Source organism: Deinococcus grandis (assembly GCF_001485435.1).
Taxonomy (GTDB): domain Bacteria; phylum Deinococcota; class Deinococci; order Deinococcales; family Deinococcaceae; genus Deinococcus; species Deinococcus grandis.
Map to the genome: position 1 here is coordinate 614,676 of NZ_BCMS01000001.1, position 21,532 is coordinate 636,207.

At 70.6% G+C, this 21,532-nt stretch carries 26 protein-coding genes; 14 read left to right on the top strand and 12 right to left on the bottom strand.

The genetic code is table 11. From position 1 onward, the window contains the following. The first annotated feature begins 35 nt into the window (after positions 1-35). Genes DEIGR_RS03015 through DEIGR_RS03035 form a run of 5 tightly spaced genes read left to right on the top strand, consistent with a single transcriptional unit; the run spans position 36 to position 5,783 of the window. A complete protein-coding gene (locus tag DEIGR_RS03015) occupies positions 36-656 on the top strand; it encodes an NADH-quinone oxidoreductase subunit J (protein ID WP_058975156.1) in 621 nt (206 codons plus the stop codon). Beyond that, positions 656-958 (top strand): NADH-quinone oxidoreductase subunit NuoK, encoded by a 303-nt coding sequence (nuoK, locus tag DEIGR_RS03020; protein ID WP_058975158.1) that lies wholly within the window; start codon positions 656-658, stop codon positions 956-958. The genes DEIGR_RS03015 and nuoK overlap by 1 nt, the downstream gene beginning before the upstream one ends. A 10-nt stretch (positions 959-968) precedes the next feature. After that, positions 969-2,891, top strand: coding sequence for an NADH-quinone oxidoreductase subunit L (gene nuoL, locus DEIGR_RS03025; protein ID WP_269083786.1), 1,923 nt, complete (start codon positions 969-971; stop codon positions 2,889-2,891). After that, the gene (locus DEIGR_RS03030) at positions 2,888-4,333 is read left to right on the top strand and encodes an NADH-quinone oxidoreductase subunit M (protein ID WP_058975160.1); all 1,446 of its coding nucleotides are present in this window, start codon (positions 2,888-2,890) and stop codon (positions 4,331-4,333) included. The genes nuoL and DEIGR_RS03030 overlap by 4 nt, the downstream gene beginning before the upstream one ends. Position 4,334: 1 nt before the next feature. Further along, complete coding sequence (locus DEIGR_RS03035; protein WP_058975162.1) at positions 4,335-5,783, top strand: NADH-quinone oxidoreductase subunit N; 1,449 nt, start codon at positions 4,335-4,337, stop codon at positions 5,781-5,783. 87 nt (positions 5,784-5,870) lie between these two features. Here the strand turns inward: DEIGR_RS03035 and DEIGR_RS03040 are convergent, their stop codons facing one another. From DEIGR_RS03040 to DEIGR_RS03055, 4 genes are all read right to left on the bottom strand, one after another. Next, on the bottom strand, positions 5,871-6,065 hold the full coding sequence (locus DEIGR_RS03040) for a hypothetical protein (protein WP_058975163.1): 195 nt from the start codon (positions 6,063-6,065) through the stop codon (positions 5,871-5,873). A 99-nt stretch (positions 6,066-6,164) separates the two neighbouring features. Further along, complete coding sequence (locus DEIGR_RS03045) at positions 6,165-6,506, bottom strand: ArsR/SmtB family transcription factor (protein ID WP_160329904.1); 342 nt, start codon at positions 6,504-6,506, stop codon at positions 6,165-6,167. Between the two features lie 79 nt (positions 6,507-6,585). Next, a complete protein-coding gene (locus DEIGR_RS03050; RefSeq protein WP_236704640.1) occupies positions 6,586-8,076 on the bottom strand; it encodes a sensor domain-containing diguanylate cyclase in 1,491 nt (496 codons plus the stop codon). Next, positions 8,036-9,565, bottom strand: coding sequence for a FecR family protein (locus DEIGR_RS03055; RefSeq protein ID WP_058975168.1), 1,530 nt, complete (start codon positions 9,563-9,565; stop codon positions 8,036-8,038). The genes DEIGR_RS03050 and DEIGR_RS03055 overlap by 41 nt, the downstream gene beginning before the upstream one ends. A gap of 98 nt (positions 9,566-9,663) precedes the next feature. Between DEIGR_RS03055 and DEIGR_RS03060 the strand changes: the two genes are divergently transcribed. From DEIGR_RS03060 to DEIGR_RS03070, 3 genes are all read left to right on the top strand, one after another. Further along, positions 9,664-11,556: an ABC-F family ATP-binding cassette domain-containing protein gene (locus DEIGR_RS03060; protein WP_058975170.1), complete on the top strand. Its 1,893-nt coding sequence runs from the start codon at positions 9,664-9,666 to the stop codon at positions 11,554-11,556. Between the two features lie 93 nt (positions 11,557-11,649). Then, positions 11,650-12,159 (top strand): hypothetical protein, encoded by a 510-nt coding sequence (locus tag DEIGR_RS03065; protein WP_058975172.1) that lies wholly within the window; start codon positions 11,650-11,652, stop codon positions 12,157-12,159. A gap of 198 nt (positions 12,160-12,357) precedes the next feature. Then, entirely contained in the window at positions 12,358-12,540 is a 183-nt protein-coding gene (locus tag DEIGR_RS03070) for a DUF1540 domain-containing protein (RefSeq protein WP_058975174.1), read from the top strand. A gap of 30 nt (positions 12,541-12,570) precedes the next feature. Here DEIGR_RS03070 and DEIGR_RS03075 read toward each other — a convergent pair whose 3' ends face one another. Further along, entirely contained in the window at positions 12,571-13,080 is a 510-nt protein-coding gene (locus tag DEIGR_RS03075; protein WP_160329905.1) for a phosphotransferase, read from the bottom strand. 354 nt (positions 13,081-13,434) lie between these two features. Further along, positions 13,435-14,655 (bottom strand): toxic anion resistance protein, encoded by a 1,221-nt coding sequence (locus DEIGR_RS03080; RefSeq protein WP_058975179.1) that lies wholly within the window; start codon positions 14,653-14,655, stop codon positions 13,435-13,437. An 88-nt stretch (positions 14,656-14,743) separates the two neighbouring features. Between DEIGR_RS03080 and DEIGR_RS03085 the strand changes: the two genes are divergently transcribed. After that, the gene (locus tag DEIGR_RS03085; RefSeq protein WP_058975181.1) at positions 14,744-15,295 is read left to right on the top strand and encodes a GNAT family N-acetyltransferase; all 552 of its coding nucleotides are present in this window, start codon (positions 14,744-14,746) and stop codon (positions 15,293-15,295) included. A gap of 47 nt (positions 15,296-15,342) precedes the next feature. On the opposite strand, the gene DEIGR_RS03090 is transcribed toward DEIGR_RS03085, so the two are convergent. After that, complete coding sequence (locus DEIGR_RS03090) at positions 15,343-15,927, bottom strand: FlgD immunoglobulin-like domain containing protein (RefSeq protein ID WP_058975183.1); 585 nt, start codon at positions 15,925-15,927, stop codon at positions 15,343-15,345. 115 nt (positions 15,928-16,042) lie between these two features. Here DEIGR_RS03090 and DEIGR_RS03095 point away from each other — a divergent pair, with 115 nt between their 5' ends. The 5 genes from DEIGR_RS03095 to rplT all read left to right on the top strand — a co-directional run bounded on the left by DEIGR_RS03095 (position 16,043) and on the right by rplT (position 18,477). Next, on the top strand, positions 16,043-16,495 hold the full coding sequence (locus DEIGR_RS03095) for a DinB family protein (RefSeq protein WP_058975185.1): 453 nt from the start codon (positions 16,043-16,045) through the stop codon (positions 16,493-16,495). An 8-nt stretch (positions 16,496-16,503) separates the two neighbouring features. Then, the gene (locus DEIGR_RS03100) at positions 16,504-16,776 is read left to right on the top strand and encodes a hypothetical protein (protein WP_058975187.1); all 273 of its coding nucleotides are present in this window, start codon (positions 16,504-16,506) and stop codon (positions 16,774-16,776) included. A 180-nt stretch (positions 16,777-16,956) separates the two neighbouring features. Further along, the gene (locus DEIGR_RS03105) at positions 16,957-17,763 is read left to right on the top strand and encodes a GNAT family N-acetyltransferase (protein WP_058975190.1); all 807 of its coding nucleotides are present in this window, start codon (positions 16,957-16,959) and stop codon (positions 17,761-17,763) included. 154 nt (positions 17,764-17,917) lie between these two features. Continuing rightward, the gene (gene rpmI, locus DEIGR_RS03110) at positions 17,918-18,118 is read left to right on the top strand and encodes a 50S ribosomal protein L35 (RefSeq protein ID WP_046843284.1); all 201 of its coding nucleotides are present in this window, start codon (positions 17,918-17,920) and stop codon (positions 18,116-18,118) included. Positions 18,119-18,123: 5 nt separating this feature from the next. Continuing rightward, positions 18,124-18,477, top strand: a complete 354-nt coding sequence (rplT, locus tag DEIGR_RS03115) for a 50S ribosomal protein L20 (protein WP_046843283.1) — start codon at positions 18,124-18,126, stop codon at positions 18,475-18,477. A gap of 55 nt (positions 18,478-18,532) precedes the next feature. Here rplT and DEIGR_RS03120 read toward each other — a convergent pair whose 3' ends face one another. The 5 genes from DEIGR_RS03120 to moaA form a co-directional block, all read right to left on the bottom strand. Next, positions 18,533-18,736, bottom strand: coding sequence for a helix-turn-helix transcriptional regulator (locus DEIGR_RS03120; RefSeq protein WP_058975191.1), 204 nt, complete (start codon positions 18,734-18,736; stop codon positions 18,533-18,535). After that, a complete protein-coding gene (locus DEIGR_RS03125; RefSeq protein WP_058975193.1) occupies positions 18,733-19,134 on the bottom strand; it encodes a hypothetical protein in 402 nt (133 codons plus the stop codon). Before DEIGR_RS03125 ends, DEIGR_RS03120 begins: the two co-directional genes overlap by 4 nt. Then, positions 19,131-19,331 carry a hypothetical protein gene (locus tag DEIGR_RS03130; protein ID WP_058975195.1) on the bottom strand — a complete coding sequence of 67 codons (201 nt, stop codon included), beginning with the start codon at positions 19,329-19,331 and terminating at the stop codon, positions 19,131-19,133. The genes DEIGR_RS03125 and DEIGR_RS03130 overlap by 4 nt, the downstream gene beginning before the upstream one ends. 162 nt (positions 19,332-19,493) lie before the next feature. Continuing rightward, the gene (locus DEIGR_RS03135; RefSeq protein WP_046843282.1) at positions 19,494-20,186 is read right to left on the bottom strand and encodes a GntR family transcriptional regulator; all 693 of its coding nucleotides are present in this window, start codon (positions 20,184-20,186) and stop codon (positions 19,494-19,496) included. 151 nt (positions 20,187-20,337) lie between these two features. Further along, positions 20,338-21,342, bottom strand: a complete 1,005-nt coding sequence (gene moaA / locus DEIGR_RS03140; RefSeq protein ID WP_058975197.1) for a GTP 3',8-cyclase MoaA — start codon at positions 21,340-21,342, stop codon at positions 20,338-20,340. Positions 21,343-21,532 lie beyond the last annotated feature (190 nt).

Below are 21,532 nucleotides of genomic sequence, written 5' to 3' on the forward strand. Positions count from 1 at the left end.
TCGACCTTTCGACTGGTGAGCGCCGGAGGCCGCCCATGATGCTGGCGTTCATCCTGCTGGGCGCGCTGGCGATCGTGGGCGGCGTGATCACCATTGCCGCGAAGAACGCGGTGCACGCGTCGCTGGGGCTGGTGGGGACGCTGTTGTGCGTGGCGGGTCTGTTCGCGACGCTGAACGCGTCGTTCCTGGCGGCGACGCAGGTGATCGTGTACGCGGGCGCGGTGATGGTGCTGTTCCTGTTCGTGATCATGCTCCTGAACGCGAACCAGCCGGTCACGGAACGCGACCCGGTGCCGTACGTGCGCGAACTCGCCGGGATCGGCGGAACGCTGCTGGCCGGGGCGTTCGTGGTGCTGGCCTTCACGTACAAGGACCCGCGTCCGCTGGCCGAGAGTGCCGAGGCGCTGCGGGGCGGCTCCGCACTGGTGATGGGGGAGACCCTCCTGACCCGCTTCCTGCTGCCCTTCGAGGCGGTGAGCATCCTGCTGCTCGTGGCGATCGTGGGTGCGGTGGCGCTCGTGCAGCGCCCGGCGGCGCAGCCGGACGGCGTGCCGGACGAACTGGAGGAACCGGTGGGGGCCGCGCGTGAGGAGCGGGTCGCCGCGCCGCGCGGGGCCGCCCCGGCCCTCATGAGCGAAGGGGAGGTGCGTGCCTGATGGTGCCCACGACCTCGTACCTGGCCCTGTCCGGGATTCTGTTCGCGCTGGGCATGATCGGCTTGCTGACGCGCCGCACGGCGATCATGGTGTTCCTGTCGGTGGAACTGATGCTGAACGCCGCGAACCTCGCACTGGTGGCGTTCGCGCGGTCGTGGGGCGACCCGACCGGGCAGACGGCCGTGTTCATCGTGATGACGCTGGCCGCCGCCGAGGTGGCGATCGGGCTGGCGATCATCGTCGCGATCTTCCGTAAACGCGAGACCACGAACGTGGACGACCTCGCGGCACTGAAAGGCTGAGTGGCAACCTGTGGATAGTCTTCCTGCTCTGTACCTGCTGCCCCTGCTGCCGCTGCTGGGCTTCACGGCCCTGATGGTGCTGCCCCGCCTGTTCCCCGGAAAGACGGGGGGCTGGCTGGCGACCGGGATGGTCGGCGCGGCGTTCGTCGTCGCCTTCATCCGCTACCTGAACCAGGGCGCACCCGCCCATGAAGTGCTGTGGGCGTGGCTGCCGAACATGGCGCTGAACGCGAACCTGTCGGTGGGCTTCTGGCTCGATCAACTGTCGGCGCTGATGGCGCTGATCATCACGGGCGTGGGCTTCCTGATTCACCTGTACTCGATCTCGTACATGGGGCACGACCCGAAGTTCACGCGCTTCTTCGCGTTCCTGAATTTCTTCGTGGCGATGATGCTGATCCTGGTGCTGGCCGACTCGTACCCGCTGATGTTCGTCGGCTGGGAGGGCGTGGGCATGGCGTCGTACCTGTTGATCGGCTTCTGGTTCAACGGCCGCAACAGCGAGGCCAGTGACGCGCAGGTCCGCGCCGCCAGCGACGCCGAGGCCGTCAGCAACTCCAACGCGGCGCGCAAGGCATTCATCATGAACCGCATCGGGGACCTGGGCTTCATGCTGGGCATGTTCCTGCTGTTCAAACTGTACGGCACCCTGAGCATCCCCGAACTCGCCGAGCGGGTCGAGGGCGCGCAGGTGGCGCAGGCGGGCATCGAACTCGCGTGCCTGTTCCTGCTGGTCGGCGCGGTCGGCAAGAGCGGCCAGCTGCCCCTGACGACCTGGCTGCCGGACGCCATGGCGGGCCCCACGCCCGTCTCCGCGCTGATCCACGCGGCGACCATGGTCACGGCCGGCGTGTACCTCGTGGCGCGCAGTCACTTCCTGTACGACCTCGCGCCGAACGCCAGCCTGTGGGTGGCGTGGGTGGGCGGCCTGACCGCGCTGTACGGCGCGCTGTCCGCGCTGAACCAGTCGGACATCAAGAAGATCCTGGCGTACTCCACCGTGTCGCAGCTGGGCTACATGTTCCTCGCGGTGGGCCTGCACGCCTACTCGGCGGGCGTGTTCCACCTGCTGACCCACGCGTTCTTCAAGGCGCTGCTGTTCCTCGCGGCGGGCGCCGTGATCCACGCGCTGCACGAGGAGCAGGACGTCCGGAAGATGGGCGGCCTGCACAAGTTCATGCCGTTCACGCATCTGGTGTCCGTGGCGGGCGTGCTGGCGATCGCCGGGATTCCCATCTGGAGCGGCTTCTTCAGCAAGGACGCGATCCTGGCCGCCGCGTACGAGCAGAGCCTCCCGCTGTACCTGATCGGGCTGGGCGTGGCGCTGCTCACCGCGTTCTACATGGGCCGCTGGTACTTCCTGGTGTGGCGCGGCGCGTACCGCGGGCACGGCCACCCGCACGAGGCGGACACCCTCACGAAGATCCCGCTGGGCGTGCTGGCCGCACTGGCAACCCTGGCCGGGTTCCTGAACATCCCCACGTTCCTGGGTGGCGGGCATGCCTTCGACTCGTACCTGGGCCGGGCGATCCCACTCCACGCGCACGAGATTCCCGCCAGCACCGAGTGGATGCTGACCGTCTTCGCCGTCCTCGCGGGCGTGATCGGGCTGGGCTGGGCATTCCTGGCGCACCGCCGCGGCGCCCTGGCGACCGGGCCGCTGGGTGAACTCAGCCGCAACAGCTTGTACCTCGACGCGCTGTACGACAACGTCGTGTCCGCCCCCAGCCGCGCCATCGCGGGCGCGCTGGACACCGTGGACCGCGGCACCGACGACGCCCTCAGCGGCGTCGCCCGCAACGCCAGCGGCCCCGGCGGGCTGTTCACGCTGTGGCAGAGCGGCTTCGTGCGCGCCTACGCCGTCAGCATGCTGCTCGGCACCGCCGCCATCATCGGCTACTGGGCCCTCAAGACCATCGGGAGCGGCGCATGAACTCCTTCACCGACTGGCTCCCCACCCTCATGATCTTCCTGCCCCTGGCGGGCAGCCTGCTGCTGCTCGTCACGCCTAAAACCTTCCGGGATGAGGTGGCGGGCTTCATCGCCGCCCTGACGCTCGGCGCGGGCCTCGCCATCTGGCGCGGCGGCGGCTCGGAGCTGTTCCGCTGGGACTGGATTCCCCCGCTGGGCATCACGTACTCCGTGCAGCTGGGTGGCGTGAGCCTCGCGCTGGCGCTCGTCACGGCGCTGATGTCCTTCATCGCGATCCTGTACGCCGCGCGCCGCATCCCCAACCCCGGTCCGATGCTGTCGCTAATCCTCGCCATGGAGACGGGTCTGATCGGCATCTTCGCCGCGCAGGACCTGATGCTGTTCTACGTGTTCTTCGAGGACGCCCTGATTCCCGCCCTCCTGATGCTCGCCATGTACGGCAAGTCGGGGCGCATGGCGGCCCTCACGAAATTCGCCGCGTACACGCTGTTCGGCAGCCTGCTGATGCTGGTCAGCATCATCGGCGTGCGGTACCTGGGCGGCAGCCCCAGCTTCGCCATGACCGACCTGAAACAGAACCTCGTGACCGGCAGCGCGCAGACGTGGCTGTACCTGGGCTTCCTGACCGCCATGGCCGTCAAGCTGCCGCTGTGGCCGCTGCACGCGTGGCTGCCGGACTTCCACGAGCAGAACCACGACAGCGGCGTGCCCGACGTCATGGGCACCCTGTACAAGGTCGGCGGGTACGGCCTCTTCACCTTCGCCATCCCGCTGTTCCCCGACGCCAGCCTGGAACTGCGCCCCATCCTGATGGGCCTCGCGGCGTTCACGGCACTGTACGCCGCGTGGATCGCGTTCCGGCAGACCGACTGGAAACGCCTGCTCGCCTACGCGGGCCTCAGTCACATGGGTTTCGTCGCGCTCGGCGTGTTCTCCCTGAACGAGACGGCCGTGATCGGCGCGATGTACCTGCTGGCCTTCCAGAACCTCTACACCGGCGCGCTGTTCCTCTCGGTGGGCATGCTGCAGGAACGCATCGGCAGCCTGGACACCCGCGTGGGCGGCGTCATGACCCAGGCGGGCGCGCTGGGCGGCCTGACCATGGCCCTGTGGTTCGCCAGCATCGCCGTGCCGGGTCTGGCGGGCTTCATCGGCGAGTTCAGCATCCTGCTCGGCGCGTACCAGGTGTCCCCGTGGCTGACCTTCATCGCGGGCATCACGACCATCGCCGCCGCCGCGTACGCCCTGACGGCCTTCCAGCACACCTTCTGGCAGGCGCGGCCCGCCGGGTCCGTCGGCGTGCGTGACCTCGTGCACACCGAGTGGCTGATCCTGGGCATCCCGCTGGCGATCCTGGTGCTGTTCGGCGTGTACTCCACCCCCGCCCTGAACCTCATGCAGCCCGCCGTGCGCGCCGTCCTGAGCGCCCTGGGAGGCAACTGACATGCTCCAGCCGCCCGATGTGAAACTCCTGCCCCTGCTGCCCGTCCTGCTCATTCTGGCCGGGGCGATCAGCAGCACCCTGCTGGGCTTCTGGGTCCAGCGCCGCACCCTGACGTTCATCAATATCGGCGCTGTCATCGCGTCGGCGGTCAGTCTCGGGTGGCTGTGGAACCGTGACCTGTCCGCCTTCGGCGGCAGCCTGCGGGCCGACCACGCCGCGCTGCTGCTGGGCTTCGTGATCCTCGCCGGGACCCTCATGACGCTGCTCGTCACGCTGGACACCGCGTGGCGCGCCCGCGTGTCCTTCCCCGAATTCGACGCGATGCTCATGTACGCCGTCACCGGCTGCCTGCTGATCGCCTTCAGTGGGGACCTGATCGTCATGCTGATCGGCCTGGAGATCATGAGCCTCAGCGGCTACGTCCTGGCCACCCTGCAGGGCTCGCGCCGCGCGGAGGAAAGCGGCCTGAAGTACTTCCTGCTCGGCGCCGCCGGGAGTGCCGTGCTGATCTACGGACTGGCGTTCGTGTACGGCGCGACCGGCAGTCTGAACTACGCCGTCATCGCCGAGAAGACCAGCACCCTGAACCCCGAGAACACCGGCATCTTGGTCGGCGGCGCGCTGCTGATGCTCTGCGGCTTCGGCTTCAAGGTCGCCCTGGCACCCTTCCACCAGTGGACGCCCGACGTGTACGGCGGCGCGCCCACCAGCGTCAGCCTGTTCCTGAGCACCGTCGTGAAGGTCGCCGCGTTCGCCGGGATGCTCCGCGTGTTCTCCGGCGCGCTGGAAAACGCCCCCGGCTGGCACTCCGTCCTGGCGGTCCTGATCGCCGCGACCCTGATCGTCGGGAACCTCGCCGCGGTGCGCCAGATGAACTTCAAACGCATGCTGGCGTACTCGGCCGTCGCGCACACCGGCTTCCTGGGCATGGCGCTGCTCGGCACGCCCGCCGCGGGCGGCGCGGCCCTCGGGTACTACCTGCTCGTGTACACCCTCATGACCGCCGCCGCGCTCGCCATCGTCGCCGCCCTGCAACGCAGCGAGGACGGCTTCAGCATCACCGACATGCGCGGCCTGTACTACCGCCACCCCGGCTACGCCGTCGCGCTGGCCGTGTGCCTCGCCTCGCTGGCGGGCCTGCCGCCCTTCGCGGGCTTCTTCGGGAAGTACCTCGTGTTCCAGGCGGCCTTCCAGAACGGCTACGCCTGGATCAGCATCCTCGCCGCGCTCACCAGCGTCGCCGCGCTGGTGTACTACCTGCGGCCCGCCATGCTGATGTTCATGCCCGACCGCACCCCCGCGCGCGAGTACGGCCTCGGCCAGCGCCCCCCCACCACCCTGGCCGTCGCGCTGGGCGTGGCGGGCGTCACCGTGCTGGGCCTGCTCCCGAACCTCTGGTACGCGTTCGTGGCGCACCCCGACATCTGGGCGATGCTCGCCGGACGCTGACCGGAAGCACCAGACGAGGAGGCCCGACCGGGATCAGGTCGGGCCTCTCGCTGTCCCCGGCGGGGAGCCGGGAGGGGTGGGTCCTGTTCAGGTGCAGCTGGGCGCGGCGGGCCGGTCGAGCTGATCGGCGAGGCGGCGCAGACGGGTGGCCAGCGCGGCGCGCAGGGTGGGACGCTGCGGCTGGGCGGCGCGCAACTGCTGTTCCAGGGCCAGCTGGTCGCGGACCTGTTCGTACTGGGCGGTGCGGGCGTCGACGACTTCCTTCAGGTACAGGTCGTGCATGCGGTCCTCCGGAGGATGAGAGGGACTCCGATGGAATAGCCTATGAAGCCGTTCCATCCGGGCGGATGCGACTCGTAGAGCTGCGCAGCAGAGGAGCGTTCAGGGCAGGTCGGGTTCGGTGCAGGGGGTCGCGAGCGGTTCGAAGAAGGTGGTCAGGTCGCGGAACCCGTCGGGGTTCAGGCTGTAGTAGACCTTGGTGCCCTTCTTCTCGGAGGTGATCAGGCCGACCTCGATCAGGACCTTCATGTGGTGGCTGATGGTGGGCTGCGTGAGGCCCAGGGTGGCGGAGATGCTGATCGGGGGGGTGCTGCCGGCGTCCGGGCGTGCCTGGGGGTGGTCGGGGTCCGACTGGCCGATGAGCTGCACGATGCGCAGGCGCGTGGGGTCGCCCAGGGCGCGCAGGCGGCTCAGGAGCAGGTCGAACGGGGGTCCATCAGGCACATTCATAGATTGCCATCTATATAGGCAGTTGTCAATATAGATGGCAGTCTAAGTCGTCTGGCGGATGCGCCACTCCCCACTACCCCCGCTGCTCGCGCTGGTACTTCACGCGGTAGCGGCTGCGGCTGGCCGCCTCGACCAGATCCACCGGGGTCTGGATGTCCTCGCCGGTGCGGGCCGCGCCGACACTGGCCCGCAGCGGCAGATCGCGGTAACTGATGCGGTCCAGCGACTCCTGCACGCGCCGCGCGACGTCCGCCGTCTCGTGCGCGCTGGCCTGATCGAGCAGCACGGCGAACTCGTCCGGACCCCAGCGGAAGATCAGGTCCCCGCGCCGCTTCTGCTGCATGATCCGCCCGGACAGGTCGCGCAGCAGCTCGTCCCCGGCGTGCGGACCGTACACCTCGTTCACCTTCCGGAAGCCGCTCAGGTCCACCAGCAGCAGCCCCAGCGGGCGGGTCTGCCGGGTCGCCCAGCGCTGCTCCAGCGCGCGCGTGAACGCCACGCGGTTCCCGAAGCCCGTCAGCGGGTCGCGCAGCGCCAGGGTCCGCAGGTTCCACCAGCGTTCCGCCGCGACGAGCGCCGTGCCGATGATCGCCGCCAGCGACAGCGTCACGCCGGGCAGCAGGATGTTCCCCAGCCACAGGGGCGCGGCGGCCAGCAGCGCCGCCATCGCCAGCGCGAAGCCCCACAGGCCGCGCGCCAGGACCGCCGCGACGGCGATAACGGCCGACAGCAGCGCGATCAGCCAGGTGGGCAGCGTCGTGAAGGGCGCGCTGAGCAGGCTGGATACCGCCCGCAGCTGCAGTTCCGTGCCGGGCACGGTCTGCCCCGTCACGTCCCGCACGCCGCCCACGCCGGTGCCGCTGGCGGTCAGGCCGATCAGGACGATCTTGCCCTGAATGTCGCCGTAGCGGACGTTGCCGTTCACGACGTCCCGGAACGGAATGACCGGCAGGCGGTCCCGGTCCGGCGCGGCGTAGCGCAGCACGCGCGGCTGATCGCTGAGGTCCACGCTCTTGCCCGCCGCGACCGCCAGCTGCCGCGCGAAGCTGGGCTGCAGCGTCCCGGCCGCGTCCGGGTACGCGGTCTGGAACGTGCGGACGATCCCGTCACCGCTGACGTTCAGCGCGCTGACGCCCGTCGGGGAGCGCCACTCGGGACTGGCCAGCAGCGTGGACTCGCCGGGCGCGGTGGCCAGCACGACGTTCGCGCGGCTGAACGCGTCCTTCAGGCGCTCGTCGTTCTGGCTGGGGTCGGTCAGCAGCACGTCGATACCGACCGCGGTCGCCCCGGCCTGCTCGAGCGTGCCGAGCGCCTGCCCGTACAGTTCGCGCGGCCACGTGCCGACCCGGCCGTAGTCCCGCAGGGACGCGTCGTCAATGCCGACCAGCACCACCCGGCGGTCGGTCTCGGACGGCAGGGCGCGGTTCAGCGCGTCGCCCAGGCGCGGATTGGCGGGCATCAGCAGGGCCAGCAGCGCCGCGAGCAGCGCCGCGACGGGCGCGGTGATCAGGGCCAGGGACCGCTCAGCGGAGCGCGGCATCTCGTTCGTTTCCTGCGGCGTCACGGGCGCTCACCTGCACGGGCGCGGTCGGGTCGGCAAGGGGCAGCGCCCAGCTCAGCGGTTCGCCGGACGTCACGCGCCGGGTGTAGCTGCGCGGGCCGATGCGGACGGTGACGGTCAGCGCGCCGGGAACAGCGTCGGTCACGGCGCCGCTCAGGAGCAGCAGGTGACCGCGCCGCTCGGCGCGCAGCGCCACCTGCGGGGCGCTGCGGTCCACGGTGACGGTCACGGTGCGCGTCAGCGTCTGCCCGAAGCGTTCGGCGGTCACGGTCACCGGGTAGGTGCCCTCGGGTAGCGGCGCCGCCAGCCGCTCCAGGCGGAAGGTGTCGCCGTCGGCGTTCAGCGGGACGCGCTGCCCGGCCACCTGCGCGCTCAGGGTCGCGTCGGGGAGGCTGCGGGCACTCAGGATCAGGTCGTTCAGGGTCAGGGGCGCGCGGGGCAGCGTGAGGCTCAGCGGGCGGGCCCGTTCGGCGTCCCGCGCCTGATTGAAGCGGTCCGTGGCGTCCGGGACGAGGGTGCCCACGGTGCCCGCCTCGCTGCGCTGCTGCCCGGCGCTGACCGCCTGATCGGCGCTGCTGGGCAGTGCCACCTGACCCTCGAACACCTTGACCAGCCCGTCCGCGTCCACGCGGAACACCGTGCCGCGCACGGCGGTACTCACGACCGGCGTGTCGATCCGGTAGCCGCCCTGGCCCTTCTGCACGACGTTCCAGGCGGTGCCGCGCGCGAGTTTCAGCAGGACCTCGCGGCCGCGGTCGGTGCGGTCCACGCTCAGGACGCTCAGTTCGCTCTGCTCGTTCAGGCGCAGGTACCCGCCGCCCGTGAAGCCCACCTCGGCCCAGGCGCCCGCGCCGGTGTTCAGCGTCGCGCCGATCTCCAGGGTGTCCCCGATGACCGCGCCGCGCGCCTGCCCGGCTCGGCCCAGGGTGACCGCGCCGCGCGTGGCCTGCACGCTGGCGCTGCCCTCGCCGCGGAACTGCGCGGCGTACCAGGGGTCGGTCTCGCGGAACGCGCCGAGCTGCCCGCTGCGCAGGTCGAGCTGCTGCCCGCCCCGCACGGTCGTGACGCGGCCACTGCGGTCGATGCGCAGCTGACCGCCGAGAACCGCGACGCGCCGCACCGGCCCGTCGAGATCCACGCGCAGGCTGCCCGCGCCGTCCATCACGAGGTGCTGGCCCTGCACGTGCACGGCGACCGGGCCGCGCAGGTAGAAGCGGCCCTGCTGCAGGTCCACCTCGTCCAGGTAGCGGCGCAGGCGCGAGGCGCTGCCGACCGTGACGCGCCCGGCACCGTCACGGATCTCGGCGCGGCCCGCGCCGGTCCGCAGGCCCAGCGTGATCTCGCCGCCCGCGGCGCGGGGCGTCCAGGTGCCGCCCTCCTGCTGGAGTTCCACGCTGCCCTGCGCGCTGTCCAGCACCGGGGCGGCCAGTGCGGTCGCGCCGAGCAGCAGCGTGAGGGTCAGGGCGTGGTGGACGGGGGCCGCGCGCATCATCACCCCACAGTGTAAGAGAGAAATCTGACATTATTCATATCTTCTGCGCCGCGCGCGGGTGCCGGTGTGTCTTCCGGCGCCGCCCTATACTGCGGGGCGTGCTTGTTGCCGCCGTGGACGCCAGTAAGGAATATGGACCGCTGACCGTCCTGCAGGACGTGACCTTCGCCGTGCAGCCCGGCGACCGCGTGGGCCTCGTGGGGCGCAACGGGGCGGGGAAGAGCACGCTGCTGAAACTCCTGACCGGGCAGCTGCTGCCGGACGGGGGCGTCGTGAAGCGCGCGCCGGGCGTGCGGGTGCGTTCATTACAGCAGGACCCGGTCTTCCCGCCGGGCGCGACGGTGGACAGCGTGCTCGACGCGGCCTTCCACGACCTCGATCAGCTGGAGGCGGAACTGAACGCGGCGGCCGAGGCGATGGGCAGCGGCACGCCCGAGAGCATCCTGCACCACGAGGCCGTGCTGGAGCACTACCAGCGGCGCGGGGGCTTCGAGCGGCGCAGCCGCAAGGACGCCGTGACCCTGGCGTTCGGCTTCCGGGGCCGCGAGAGCGACCTGGCCGCCAGCCTCAGCGGCGGCGAGCGCACGCGGCTGGGGCTGGCGGCGCTGCTCGTGGAGAACCCGGATGTGCTGCTGCTGGACGAGCCGACCAACCACCTGGACATCGTGATGGTCGAGTGGCTGGAGGGCTTCCTGGGCCGCTACCCCGGCGCGGTGCTGGTCATCAGCCACGACCGCGCGTTCCTGGACACCGTCACCCGCGAGACCGCGTACCTGCGCGGCGGGACCATGAAGGTGTACGCCGGGAACTACACGACCTTCCGCGAGACGCTGGCCGCCGAGCTGGAGCAGCAGGCGGCGCGTTTCGCGGTGGAAAGCCGCCAGATCGCGTCCCTGCAGGCCAGCGCGGACCGCATGAAGATCTGGGGTCTGGGCATGAGCAAGCTCGCCCGCCGGGCCAAGGCCATGCAGGCGCGCGTGGACCGCATGCAGGCCTGCGCCACGAGCGCCCCGCCGCCCGAGCAGCGCACCACCCGCATCACCTTCCACGCGCCCGAGAGCGGCGAGGTCGTGCTGGACGCCCGGCACGTCACGCGGGTGCTGCCCGGCGGGCGGCAGCTGTTCCGGGACGTGAATGTGCAGATCCGCCAGGGCGAGCGCGTGGCGATCATCGGCCGCAACGGGGCGGGGAAGACCACCTTCCTGCGCACCCTGCTGGGCCTGGAACCCGGCGACGACCCGCGCACCCGCATCCTGACCGGGGCGCGCGTCACGGTGGGGTACTACGATCAGGCGCTGCGCGGCGTGGAACCCAGCGAGACGCTGTACGACGTGGCCCGCGCGTACACCCACAAGGACCCGGAAGCGCACGACCTGCTGGGCACCTTCATGTTCCCGTACGACCAGCACGACAAGCAGGCGCGCATCCTCTCGGGCGGCGAGCGGGCGCGGCTGGCGCTGCTGAAACTCGCGCAGGAGGACCACAACCTCCTGATCATGGACGAGCCCACCAACCACCTGGATATGGAGATGGTCGAGGCGCTGGAGGCCGCGCTGGACGACTTCACGGGCACGCTGGTGATGGTCAGTCACGACCGCGCGTTCATCGAGGGCCTCGCGGACCGCATCTGGCTGATCGAGGATGGGCAGTTCTTCGAGTACCCCGGCTGGGAGGACTACAAGGCCAAGCACCGCACCGCCGCCGAACTGGAGGCCGAGGCGCTGGCCGCCGCACCGAAGGTCAGCGCGAAACCTGCCGCGCCGAAGGGCAAGGGCCTGTGGCACCTCAAGCGCGAGGTGGAGGCCATCGAGGCCGACATCGCCCGTCTGGAGGGAGAACTGGAGGCCGCGCAGGCCGCGCTGAGCGCCGCACCGGCGGACGCGGACTTCGTGGCGCTGGGGCAGGCCGCGCACGACCTGGAAGTGCAGCTGGAAGCCAAGATGGAAGCCTGGGGCGCCAAGCAGGCCGAGGTGGAGGCGAAGGGCGGCTGACCCCGCGCGCCTGATGGCGGGGTCCCACTGTTCTGGACAGCGGGTCATGCGTCTCATGCCTCCCGGCCTATCCTGAGTCCGGAAGTCAGGATTATGACCAGCCCCCACCCCACCCCCCACGCGCCCGACGCCCTCACGCCCGACCCCACGGCCGCCGCCCTGACCTGGGCCGCCGAGGCCTACCTGGCGCACACCCACCCCCGCGCGCCGCTGCGCCTGGACCGGGTCACCCTGAGCGGCGTCACGTATGCCTGCGCGCCCGACCCCGCCGCGCTGCGCCTGAACCGCGCCCTGGCCGAGGACGTCGTCATGGTCGCCCTGGCCGCCCGCGAGGCCGCCGCCCTGATCGGCACGCCCGCCCCCAGCGCCGGACGCGACGCGCGCATGCTGCTGGACTGCGCCCTGACCGACCCGGACGAACGCGAGACCCTCGACGCGTACCTGAGCGTCCTGCAGGGCCGCGCCCGCGCGAGGCTTCGCCGCGCCTGGAGCGAGGTGCAGGTCATCGCCGCCGGACTGCGCAAACACGGCGAACTGGACGCCGCGCAGGTCGCGCATCGCGTCGCCTGCGCCCAGGGCATCCGCGCCACACTGCTCAACTGAGCCGGTCCCGGCGGTGAGGGGCGGCTGAGGGCGGTCGCCGCGCGGTTCGCGGCCCGACCCCTATGGGCACATTCTCTGAGCCTCGCCGCCACGTAATTGGAGCGGGTCACTGCGGTTTTGAAGTCTCCCTTCACCTTGCAGCGCGCCTCACGTTCCACCCACGCCTGGGCAGGCACGCTGACGGTCACGGAGGTTCACATGGACGACGACAAGAGCATGGTCAGCCGCTGCGACGCCACCACCTGCCGCTTCAACGACGACACGAATTGCACCGCCGGACAGGTCGAGATCAGCATGAGCGGCCAGACCGCCCAGTGCCTCACCTTCAGCCCCGCCGACGACATGAGCGACACCCAGAGTGTCCGCGCCGACCAGCACTGAACGCCGCCTTCACCTCGAAAACCTGAGGCTTCAACCTGGGTTTACCCGGCCCAGCTGCTCTATGCAGTGCCAAGCGAACGCCACGGCGCGCGCCCTTTTCTGCTCGTCCTGCGCGCGGCGGGCGCGATGCTGCGCCAGTAGCAGCCCGAATGCCGCCGCCTCTGCACCCATCCGGATGCCTGCGCCGCCCGCGACGTGGTCGGCCACCGCCCAGCCATGAAAGAACGCCACGCTCGCGAGGTCCCACGCGAGCGGGCCGCGCGCCGCGTCCCCGAAGTCCAGCAGCGCCAGCAGTCGCCCGCCGCGCCACAGGAGCTGTCCGCCGTGCAGGTCGGTATGCAGCGCCCCGGCCGGTTCACGGATGGCCGTCAGGATCGCGTCCCGCTGCTCCTGCATGGGCCCGAGGAGTGCCGGATCGGCCCGCACCAGCGCCTGATCGGTCAAGGGTGTCGGTCCCAGCGGCCACACGTCCGGTAGCCGCGTGCGTACCCCTTCCGTCGGCGTGTCGGCCTCGCCCACCAGCGACCCGGGACGATCCATGAGCCCGCCCCCAGCCTGTGCCGGGCCGCGCGTGCAGGGCCGCCAGGGCGCGACCCAGATCCCCCCACCCCGCTGGACCCGGGGGAATGTCATCTCCATGCAGGTGAGGTTCCAGCACCCAGGCCCGCCCATCCAGTGCGGCCCCCTGATCCAGCACGGGGACCGCCGGGACGCCCAGCGCCCGCTGCACCTGGGCCTGCATGGTCAACCGCGCCTCGTCGTCCAGCGCCACTCGCAGGACCCGCGCGCCGTCGGTGAACACCTCGCAGGTCGCGCCACGCGCCAGGAACCATGCCGCTGGCCCCAGCACCTCCCGTGCCAGTGCCTCAGCGGGACGCTGCGTGTTCAGCGCGTTCAGAGTTTCAGGTCGCCTTTCTCGGTGACGTTCAGGCCCTGCGCGACTTCCCGCGCGGCGTTCTGGCGTTCGCGGTCCAGGTACGTCTGCGCCTGCGCGACCTCCTTGTCCAGCACGGTCATCGTCTCGCGGAAGCGGTCCAGCGCCTGCGTGCGGTACGCGCTGATGGCATCCAGCGCGCCGTACACGTCCCGGAACGCCGCCTGGATGATCTGCGGGTCCACGGTGGCGCTGCCCGCCTGCCGCTGGATCTCGGTGCTCTGCTGCTTCAGGAGTTGCGCGGTCGAGCCGATCATGCGCCCCGTCGTGTCGTTCAGGGCCGTGACCTGTCCCAGCACCGCCTGCTGCGTCCCGAGCGCCTGCGAGACCATCAGCGCGGTCTTCAGGGCGCTGACGGTGGTGGTCGTGGCGCGGTCCACGCCCTTGATGAGTTCCATATTGTTGCGCCGCACCAGATCCAGCGCGAGGTACCCCTGGATACTCACGGCCAGCTGAGTCAGGAGGTCCGTGACGCGCTGACGCACCGCGAACAGCAGTTCCTCGCTGACCATGCGGGCCTTCTCCGGGTCGGTGACCTGCAACTCGGTCAGGCGGCGGGTCAGGGCCTCGTCCACGGCCTTCCCGACGTGCGCGTACTGCCGGAGTTTCTGCATGGTGTCCCACAGGTGGACCTTCTCGGTCTCGATGGTGGCGTTGTCGCGCCGCAGTTCGTCCTGCCCGCGGTACAGCGCCTCCAGGATGCCGTTCAGGTGCGACTGCGCGCTCTGGTAGCGGTCGAGGTGGTTCTGCACCTTCTTCCCGCCGGGCAGCTTCCCGAACAGGCGCCGCGGCGTGGGGGCGCGGCTGGGGTCGAGGTCTTCGACGGTGCGGCGCAGGTCGGTCAGGCCGCGCAGGATGTTGCTGCCCTCCGTGAGCGCCCCGGCGCGCGTGGCGCGCAGCGGGCGGTCCAGCATGCGGTTGCTGCTCTGCGCCGCGGCGCGCTGCTCGGGCAGGCCCAGTTCATGCACGGCGTCCAGTTTGCGTTTGAACTCCGGGCTGTGCGCGCCCGCGCTCAGGACGTCCTGCGCGAAGGCCTGCGCCATCGCCTCCAGCCGCGCGCGGTCTTCAGGCGACAGGGGCACCATCTCGGGCGCCTGCACGGGCTGCACGCTCGGGACGGCCTCCGGCGCTTTCAGCATCGAGTCGGGCGGCGTCAGCGGTCCGGGGGTTCCATCACTCATACCCCCCATTACGCGCCCCCCGCGGGCGGGGTTGCATCCGGCAAAAGGCGCATCCCACGGGTGGGGCACGCCGCTACGCTGGGGGCCGATGCGCGATGCCCCCGATCCGACCCTGCCCGACCTGACCCTGCGTGGGCGTCTCCCGGACGACCTGCCGGTCCTCTGGCGCTGGCTGCACGCCGAGCCGGACCCCGAGTGGCAGCGCTGGGACGCCCCGTACTTCCACACCGGCCAGCCCCCGCGCGAGCCGCTGGCGTTCGAGGCGTACTGCGCGCAGACCCTGGCCCGCCCCGTCAGTCCCGACCTGCGGGTGATCGCGCTGGACGGCGTGTGCATCGGGCAGGTCAGCCGACACGAGGAAGCCCCGGCGGGCGGCGGCTGGTGGGACCTGGGCATCCTGATTTTCGACCCGCGGCACTGGGGCGGCGGCCTGGGCACGCGGGCGCTGGACCTGTGGGCGGCAGCGACGTTCGCCGAGACGGACGCGCACGTGCTGACGCTGACCACCTGGGGCGGCAACGAGCGCATGATCCGCGCGGCGGCCCGCGTGGGGTTCCACGAGTGCGCCCGCATCCCGCAGGCGCGGGCGTGGGCAGGCCAGCGCTGGGACAGCGTGAAACTCGCCCGGCTGCGCGGCTGAACCAGGGAGGAGGCGCGGCACAGCACGCCGCGCCCCTTCTGCCAGGCTCAGTTCTCGATGGTGACGGGGAACTCCTCGGCCATGATCCGCACACCGGCGCCGCTGAACACCGCGCGGATGGTGTACTCCCCGGCGGGCAGAGCCTTCCCGGCGCTGTCGCGGCCGTCCCAGCGGATGTCCTGCACGTCCATCGTCTCGCCCGGCGCGACGTCCGTGATGACCAGCTGCATGGTGCACACCGTGTTCGTGGGGTTGGCGCGCACGACCTTCCCGGCGGCGTCGAGCACCTCGAAGCGCACGTCGCACGCCCCGTGCTGGAGGTCGATGGCCTGCTCGCCCTGGTTGGTCAGGGTGAAGGTCCAGGTGGTGGCCTGCCCGACGCGCAGGCTGCCCGGGCCATTCAGATTGGCGCTGTGCGCGGTGCTCAGCATGGGGTTGGTCATGGGCAGGGTGCTGCCGCTGGCCGGGGTGGTGGGCGTGGCGGGCGCCGGGGTGGTCGGCGTGGGCGCGGGGGGCGTGGGCGTGGCCGCGCTGCTCTTCGGGGGCAGGGCCGGGATGGTGAAGATCGTCGTCTGCGCCTGGGCCAGCGAGGACGTCAGGACGGCAGCGGTCAGCAGGATGCGCAGGGTCATGCCATCCACTGTTCGCCATGGCAGCTGACGCTGCGTGAGGCCCGCTGAAGGAAACGTGAGGGTTCCCCCGCCGCCCACTCGCCCCGCCCGGCGCGGTGTGGGTATGCTGCCGGACATGAACCGCAGCGCCGTCCTCGCCCGCACCTTCCAGGCCCACCGTTCCGCCCTGCTCGACCTCCTCGAGCAGCTCCCCGAGGATCAGGGCACGTTCGCCGCGTGGGACGGCGGCATGAGCTTCATCGGGCTGTCCGACCACCTGTCCGCCAGCGCCGACCGTTTCCTGAACATGGTGCAGGGCCAGGCGCCCGGCGCGATGCCGGAGCCGAGCGCCACGCTGACCGAGGCGCGCGGCCGCCTGTGGGACTCGCAGGAACGTGCCCTGAGCGCCATCAGCGCTCTGAGTGACGAGGACCTGTCGCGCCGCGTGCCCGCCTTCGGGGGCCGCGAGATGCCGGTCGCGGCGCTGATCGACACGATCATCACGCACGAGGCGCACCACAAGGGGCAGGTGTGGCTGATGGCCCGCATGATCGGCGTGAAACCCCCCATGTTCATCAAGATGGGCTGAGGCCCCGCGTGGACGCGCTGCTGCTGATCCTGCTGCTGGCGGCGTTCGTGTGGGCGCTGCTGCATGTCACGCGGCACCTGCGCGGCGTCCGATCGGGGCCGCGGGGCAGTGGACCGCGCGCCGAGCGGGCGCTGGAGGAGGAACTCCTGCGCCTCACCCGCGGCAACCGCGGCGCCATCGAGCGGGGCGTGACCGCGCAGCGCCTCCGCCACCCGGACGCCAGCCGCGCGGACCTGCTGCGCCGCGTGCGTGACGAGTACCTGCGCGACCGCTCCCGGTAAGCCCTCTGGCCTACGCGGGCACCTGCGGCACCCCACAGACTGCGGGGGTGCTAGCGTGCCGTATTCCCGCTGTTCCCCGGAGGTCCCATGAACCGAATCCTGCCTGCTGCACTGATCGTTCCCACCGGGGCCCACGCCTGATAACCGGCGGACGCCCCGGCTCACGCCGAGGTTCCCCACGTGAACACCTACACCCTTGAAGCGGCCACGCACGACACGCTGGCCGATGTCGTCGCCCTGATTCCCGATCCCGCCGAGGCCGGGCGGCGCCTGACCTTCACCCGCTCGCGGGTCGAGGCCGGAGCGCTCCGCCCCGAGCAGTTCCTCCTCCTGCGGTCGCCCCGCGGGGTGGAGGGCGTCTGCCTGCGTCCCTCCAGCCCGCAGATTCCCCTTCTGCCGCGGCTGCGGGAGGACGTGCCCGCCGACGCGCTGCTCGCCTTCCTGCGTGAACTGCGCGCGGCGACCCCCCGCCTGATCCTCGTATCCACCCAGGCCCCACTCCGCCGCGAGGAGGCCGAGGCCGCCGGGTGGACCTTGCAGGAGACGAACGTCGTGTACGAGACGACCGACCTCCGCGCCCGGGCGTACCCCGCCGATCCGCACGTTCAGCCCGTGACCGTGCATGACCCCGGCGTGGCAGAGGCCCTGACGGCGCTGGGCCGCGAGGACTGGACGCCGGGCGAGGACTGGACCCTGCACGCCCTGACCCACGCGGGCGAGGTGGTGGCCCTGGCGGCCCTGGGAGCCAGCGGGCCGCCCGACACGGCCGGGATCGACCTGATCGGCGTCCTGCCCCCGCGGCGCGGCCAGGGCTTCGGGGCTCGACTGCACGCGCACCTGCTGCATCTGGCCGCGCAGACCTTCGGTACGCACGTGGGCGGCACCGAAGCCGACAATCACGCCATGCGCCGCCTGTTTGAACGCCACGGCGCGCGGCTGGTGTCCACGCAGCTGGACTTCGGCGCCCCTGCCGCCTCTGCGCCTTGACCAGCCCTGGCGCTTTCGCGTAGAATTCTCTCTTGGTCAAGCGGGGCAGGGCGACCAACAGCCTATCGCGGCGCGTACGCGCCCGCCCAGGCGGCCCGAACCCCAGACGGAAGCCGTCCCAGACGAGCGACCGGACTACGAAGGAGGCACTCACATGCCCAAGATGAAGACACTGAAAGCGGCCAGCCGCCGGGTGAAGATCACCGGAACCGGCAAGGTCATGGCGTTCAAGAGTGGCAAGCGCCACCAGAACACCGGCAAGAGCGGCAACGAAATCCGCGGCAAGGGCAAGGGCTTCGTCCTCGCCAAGAGTGAATGGGCCCGCATGAAACTCATGCTGCCGAAGGGGAAGTGAAGTAGATGCCTCGCGCCAAAACCGGTATCATCCGTCGCCGCCGTCACAAGAAGGTCCTGAAGCGCGCCAAGGGCTTCTGGGGCTCCCGCAGCAAGCAGTACCGCAACGCGTTCCAGACCCTGCTGAACGCCGCGACCTACGAGTACCGCGATCGCCGCAACAAGAAGCGTGACTTCCGCCGCCTGTGGATCCAGCGTATCAACGCCGGCGCCCGCCTGCACGGCATGAACTACAGCACCTTCATCGGCGGCCTGAAGAAGGCGAACATCGACCTGAACCGCAAGGTCCTGGCCGACATCGCCGCGCGCGAACCCGAGGCCTTCAAGGCCCTCGTGGACGCCGCCAAGAACGCCAAGTAAGACCAGCACGAAGGCGCCACCCCCAGCCTTGGGGGTGGCGCCTTCTTTGCTGCCCTCAGGGCTGATCCGGGTCGTCCTGGAAGATGGCCTCGATGGGCACGCCGAACAGCCGCGCGAGTTTGAAGGCCAGGGGCAGGCTCGGGTCGTACTTTCCGGTTTCCAGTGCGTTGATCGTCTGGCGTGACACGTCCAGCGCCTCGGCCAGCGCGGCCTGGGTCATGTTGCGTTCGGCACGCAGGACTTTCAGCCGGTTGTTCACGTGTCGTCACGGGCGTCGCGCCGGGTGCGCGCGGCGTGTGTGACCACCAGGGTCAGCCAGCCCAGGTAGGCCAGGCCGACGAGGGCGGTGGCTGGGACGGTTTCGTGGGGCGTGGCGGCGCTGATCAGGGCGGTCAGGGTCAGGGCGGTCAACGTGACACCCAGGGCCACGGCGGCAGCGGTCAGCAGGACATGACGGCCGTACTCGTCGCTGTCGCGGTAGTGGAAGGTGAGGCGCGCGGCGTCCAGGAGGGGAATGGCGGCCAGTAGGGCTGTGGCGGTCAGGTTGACCTGTCCGCGTGGGCCCAGCATGAGGGCTGCCAGGATGCCCAGAGCGCACGCGCCGGTCAGGGTGGCCAGCAGGGTCTGGTGCCGGGCGTGGCGGCGGGTGCGGGTCATTGGCGCAGGTCGCGCCGGACGTGGAGAACGGCGACGATGAGCAGCATCAGGGCGACGATCAGGGCCAGGCCGTAGATCAGATGGGTGATGAGGCCGGCGTGCGGGTGGTTGGCCGCAGAGCCGAGCAGGGTCAGGGGCGCGGCAGCGATGGCGACGCTGGCGAGGAGCTGGGTGGTGGCGGGGGTCAGTGTGTTCATGTCTGTTCTCCTTGTCTTCCGGTCAAGCTTGCTTGACTCAAAGGTAAAGGACGCTCGACCAGAAGTCAAGCTGACTTGTCTTATGGACGCAAGCTGCCTCACCGCGCCAGCTGAAAACGGGCTGCCAGGACGAATCCGTGGCAGCCCGTTTTCAGAAGATTGTCAGGGTTCGAAGGTGTCCTGGAAGGCGTAGCGGTCGCCGCGCACCCAGTAGTTGACGTAGCTGGCGCGTTTCTGGCCGCTGTAGGTGGTGCGGCGCAGCAGGAACGCGGCGGTGCCCAGCGGCACGCGCAGCAGGTCGGCTTCCTCCTGGCGGAGGTTCACGGCCTCGAGGTTCTGCTCGACGCGCTGGAGGGGCACGCCCAGGCCGATCATGATCTCGTGGATGCTCTCGGCGCCCAGGTTGTGGTCGAGCAGGTTCGGGACGAGGTTGCCGTTGATGTAACGCTTCTCGATCACCAGGGCTTCGTCCCCGGCGGTGCGCAGGCGGTGCACGAAGATGACGGGGTCGCCGGGCTGGATCTGCAGCACGATGGCGATTTCCGGGGTGGCCTCGATCTGCATGGCGCGCAGGACCGTGGTGCGGTGGTCGGGGTGGCGGGCCCATTCCTTGAAGGGCCGGACGCGGAACATGCCCTGCCGGAAGCGTTTGCCGGTGGGGAAGGTGCCGGCGCCCTGGACGCGGTAGACGTAGCCTTCGCGTTCCAGTTCGTCGATGGCGCGGCGGGCGGTCATGCGGGAGACTTCGAATTCGCGGGCGAGCTGCGGTTCGCTGGGCAGGGGAAGCCCCTCGGCGTAGTGGCCGCCGAGAAGGCGGTCTTTCAGGGTCGTCTTGATGAGCGGGTACTTCGCCATGCATCCCTCCGGGCGTTCCGCTGGCGGGCGGTGCCTTCTGTCATCTTAAGTTTAGTGTCCAGAGTACACAAGCTTGTCTAGCTGTCACGCGACCCGAGACAACGAGCGTTAGGCACGCCCAGGCCACCCCTGACCTGTCATCTGACAGGCGTCAGCCGCCGATATGCGACATCTCCACCTTCGGACGCAGGGCCGCCGTGGCCTCGCCACGCTCCTCGCTGTAGCGGTCGTTCCGGCCCGCCCACACGCCCGCGATCAGGTCCCGCAGCGCCGCGTCCGAGGCCCCACCCCGCAGCGCCGCGCGCAGATCCGTCCCGCCCGACGCGAACAGACAGGTGTACAGCACCCCCACCGCCGAGAGGCGCGCCCGCGAGCAGTCCCCGCAGAACGGCGCCGTCACGGAACTGATCAGCCCCACCTCGCGGCCCTGCGGGTCGGCGTAGCGCGAGGCCACCTCGCCCCGGTAGTCCGCTCGCACCGGCTGGAAGTGCGCGGCCCCCACCTCCCCGCCCAGTCGGGCCAGCACCTCACGGCTGGGCACCACGCTGTCCAGATTCCAGCCGTTGTGATTCCCCACGTCCATGAACTCGATGAAGCGCACCGGCGCCAGTTCACGCAGCGCCAGCCACAACTCGCGCAGGCCCGCGTCGTTCACGCCACGCTGAACCACCGTGTTCACCTTCACGCCCAGCCCGGCACTCAGGGCCGCCTCAATCCCGTCCATGACCTTCTGCGGATGAGTCCCCAGGCCATTCATGCGCCCGAAGACCTCTGGGTCGAGGCTGTCGATGCTGACCGTCACCCGCCGCAGCCCCGCCGCCTTCAGGTCCGCCGCCACGCGCGGCAGCAGCAGGCCGTTCGTGGTCATCGCCACGTCCTCCACGTCCGGAATGGCCGCCAGCGCCGCGATCAGGGTGGGCAGGTCGCGCCGCAGGGTCGGCTCGCCGCCCGTCACGCGCAGCTTGCGCACGCCCAGCGCCACGAACGCGCGCGCCAGCCGCTCGATCTCCTCGAAGCTCAGCAGTTCGGCGCGCGGCAGGAAGGCGTAGTCCGGTCCGAACACATCGGCCGGCATGCAGTACGTGCAGCGCAGGTTGCAGCGGTCCGTGACGCTGATGCGCAGGTCGCGCAGGGGCCTTCCCAGCAGGTCGAGCATTACCCCGCAGGATAGCGGGCGGCGGGTGGGAACTTGGCGGGGCGCCTCGCATTCGCCCGCCCCGCACCCGGCTGTACCGTTCACAGGGACGCAAAGCTTGAACCCGGTGCATTGCGGCCGCCCCACCGTCCGGCTACCCTGAACGCAACGTCCACAACCCAGCCCCGCGCGGCCGGCCGCGACCGACCGC

Coding starts and splice junctions, on each gene's coding strand:
- DEIGR_RS03035 (WP_058975162.1), top strand. CDS start 4,335: ATGCTCCAGCCGCCCGATGTGAAACTCCTGCCCCTGCTGCCCGTCCTG.
- nuoK (WP_058975158.1), top strand. CDS start 656: ATGGTGCCCACGACCTCGTACCTGGCCCTGTCCGGGATTCTGTTCGCG.
- DEIGR_RS03065 (WP_058975172.1), top strand. CDS start 11,650: ATGACCAGCCCCCACCCCACCCCCCACGCGCCCGACGCCCTCACGCCC.
- DEIGR_RS03070 (WP_058975174.1), top strand. CDS start 12,358: ATGGACGACGACAAGAGCATGGTCAGCCGCTGCGACGCCACCACCTGC.
- DEIGR_RS03130 (WP_058975195.1), bottom strand. CDS start 19,331: ATGAACACACTGACCCCCGCCACCACCCAGCTCCTCGCCAGCGTCGCC.
- DEIGR_RS03040 (WP_058975163.1), bottom strand. CDS start 6,065: ATGCACGACCTGTACCTGAAGGAAGTCGTCGACGCCCGCACCGCCCAG.
- DEIGR_RS03125 (WP_058975193.1), bottom strand. CDS start 19,134: ATGACCCGCACCCGCCGCCACGCCCGGCACCAGACCCTGCTGGCCACC.
- DEIGR_RS03090 (WP_058975183.1), bottom strand. CDS start 15,927: ATGACCCTGCGCATCCTGCTGACCGCTGCCGTCCTGACGTCCTCGCTG.
- DEIGR_RS03135 (WP_046843282.1), bottom strand. CDS start 20,186: ATGGCGAAGTACCCGCTCATCAAGACGACCCTGAAAGACCGCCTTCTC.
- rplT (WP_046843283.1), top strand. CDS start 18,124: ATGCCTCGCGCCAAAACCGGTATCATCCGTCGCCGCCGTCACAAGAAG.
- DEIGR_RS03030 (WP_058975160.1), top strand. CDS start 2,888: ATGAACTCCTTCACCGACTGGCTCCCCACCCTCATGATCTTCCTGCCC.
- DEIGR_RS03085 (WP_058975181.1), top strand. CDS start 14,744: ATGCGCGATGCCCCCGATCCGACCCTGCCCGACCTGACCCTGCGTGGG.
- DEIGR_RS03055 (WP_058975168.1), bottom strand. CDS start 9,565: ATGATGCGCGCGGCCCCCGTCCACCACGCCCTGACCCTCACGCTGCTG.
- DEIGR_RS03015 (WP_058975156.1), top strand. CDS start 36: ATGATGCTGGCGTTCATCCTGCTGGGCGCGCTGGCGATCGTGGGCGGC.
- moaA (WP_058975197.1), bottom strand. CDS start 21,342: ATGCTCGACCTGCTGGGAAGGCCCCTGCGCGACCTGCGCATCAGCGTC.
- DEIGR_RS03095 (WP_058975185.1), top strand. CDS start 16,043: ATGAACCGCAGCGCCGTCCTCGCCCGCACCTTCCAGGCCCACCGTTCC.
- DEIGR_RS03075 (WP_160329905.1), bottom strand. CDS start 13,080: ATGGATCGTCCCGGGTCGCTGGTGGGCGAGGCCGACACGCCGACGGAA.
- DEIGR_RS03080 (WP_058975179.1), bottom strand. CDS start 14,655: ATGAGTGATGGAACCCCCGGACCGCTGACGCCGCCCGACTCGATGCTG.
- rpmI (WP_046843284.1), top strand. CDS start 17,918: ATGCCCAAGATGAAGACACTGAAAGCGGCCAGCCGCCGGGTGAAGATC.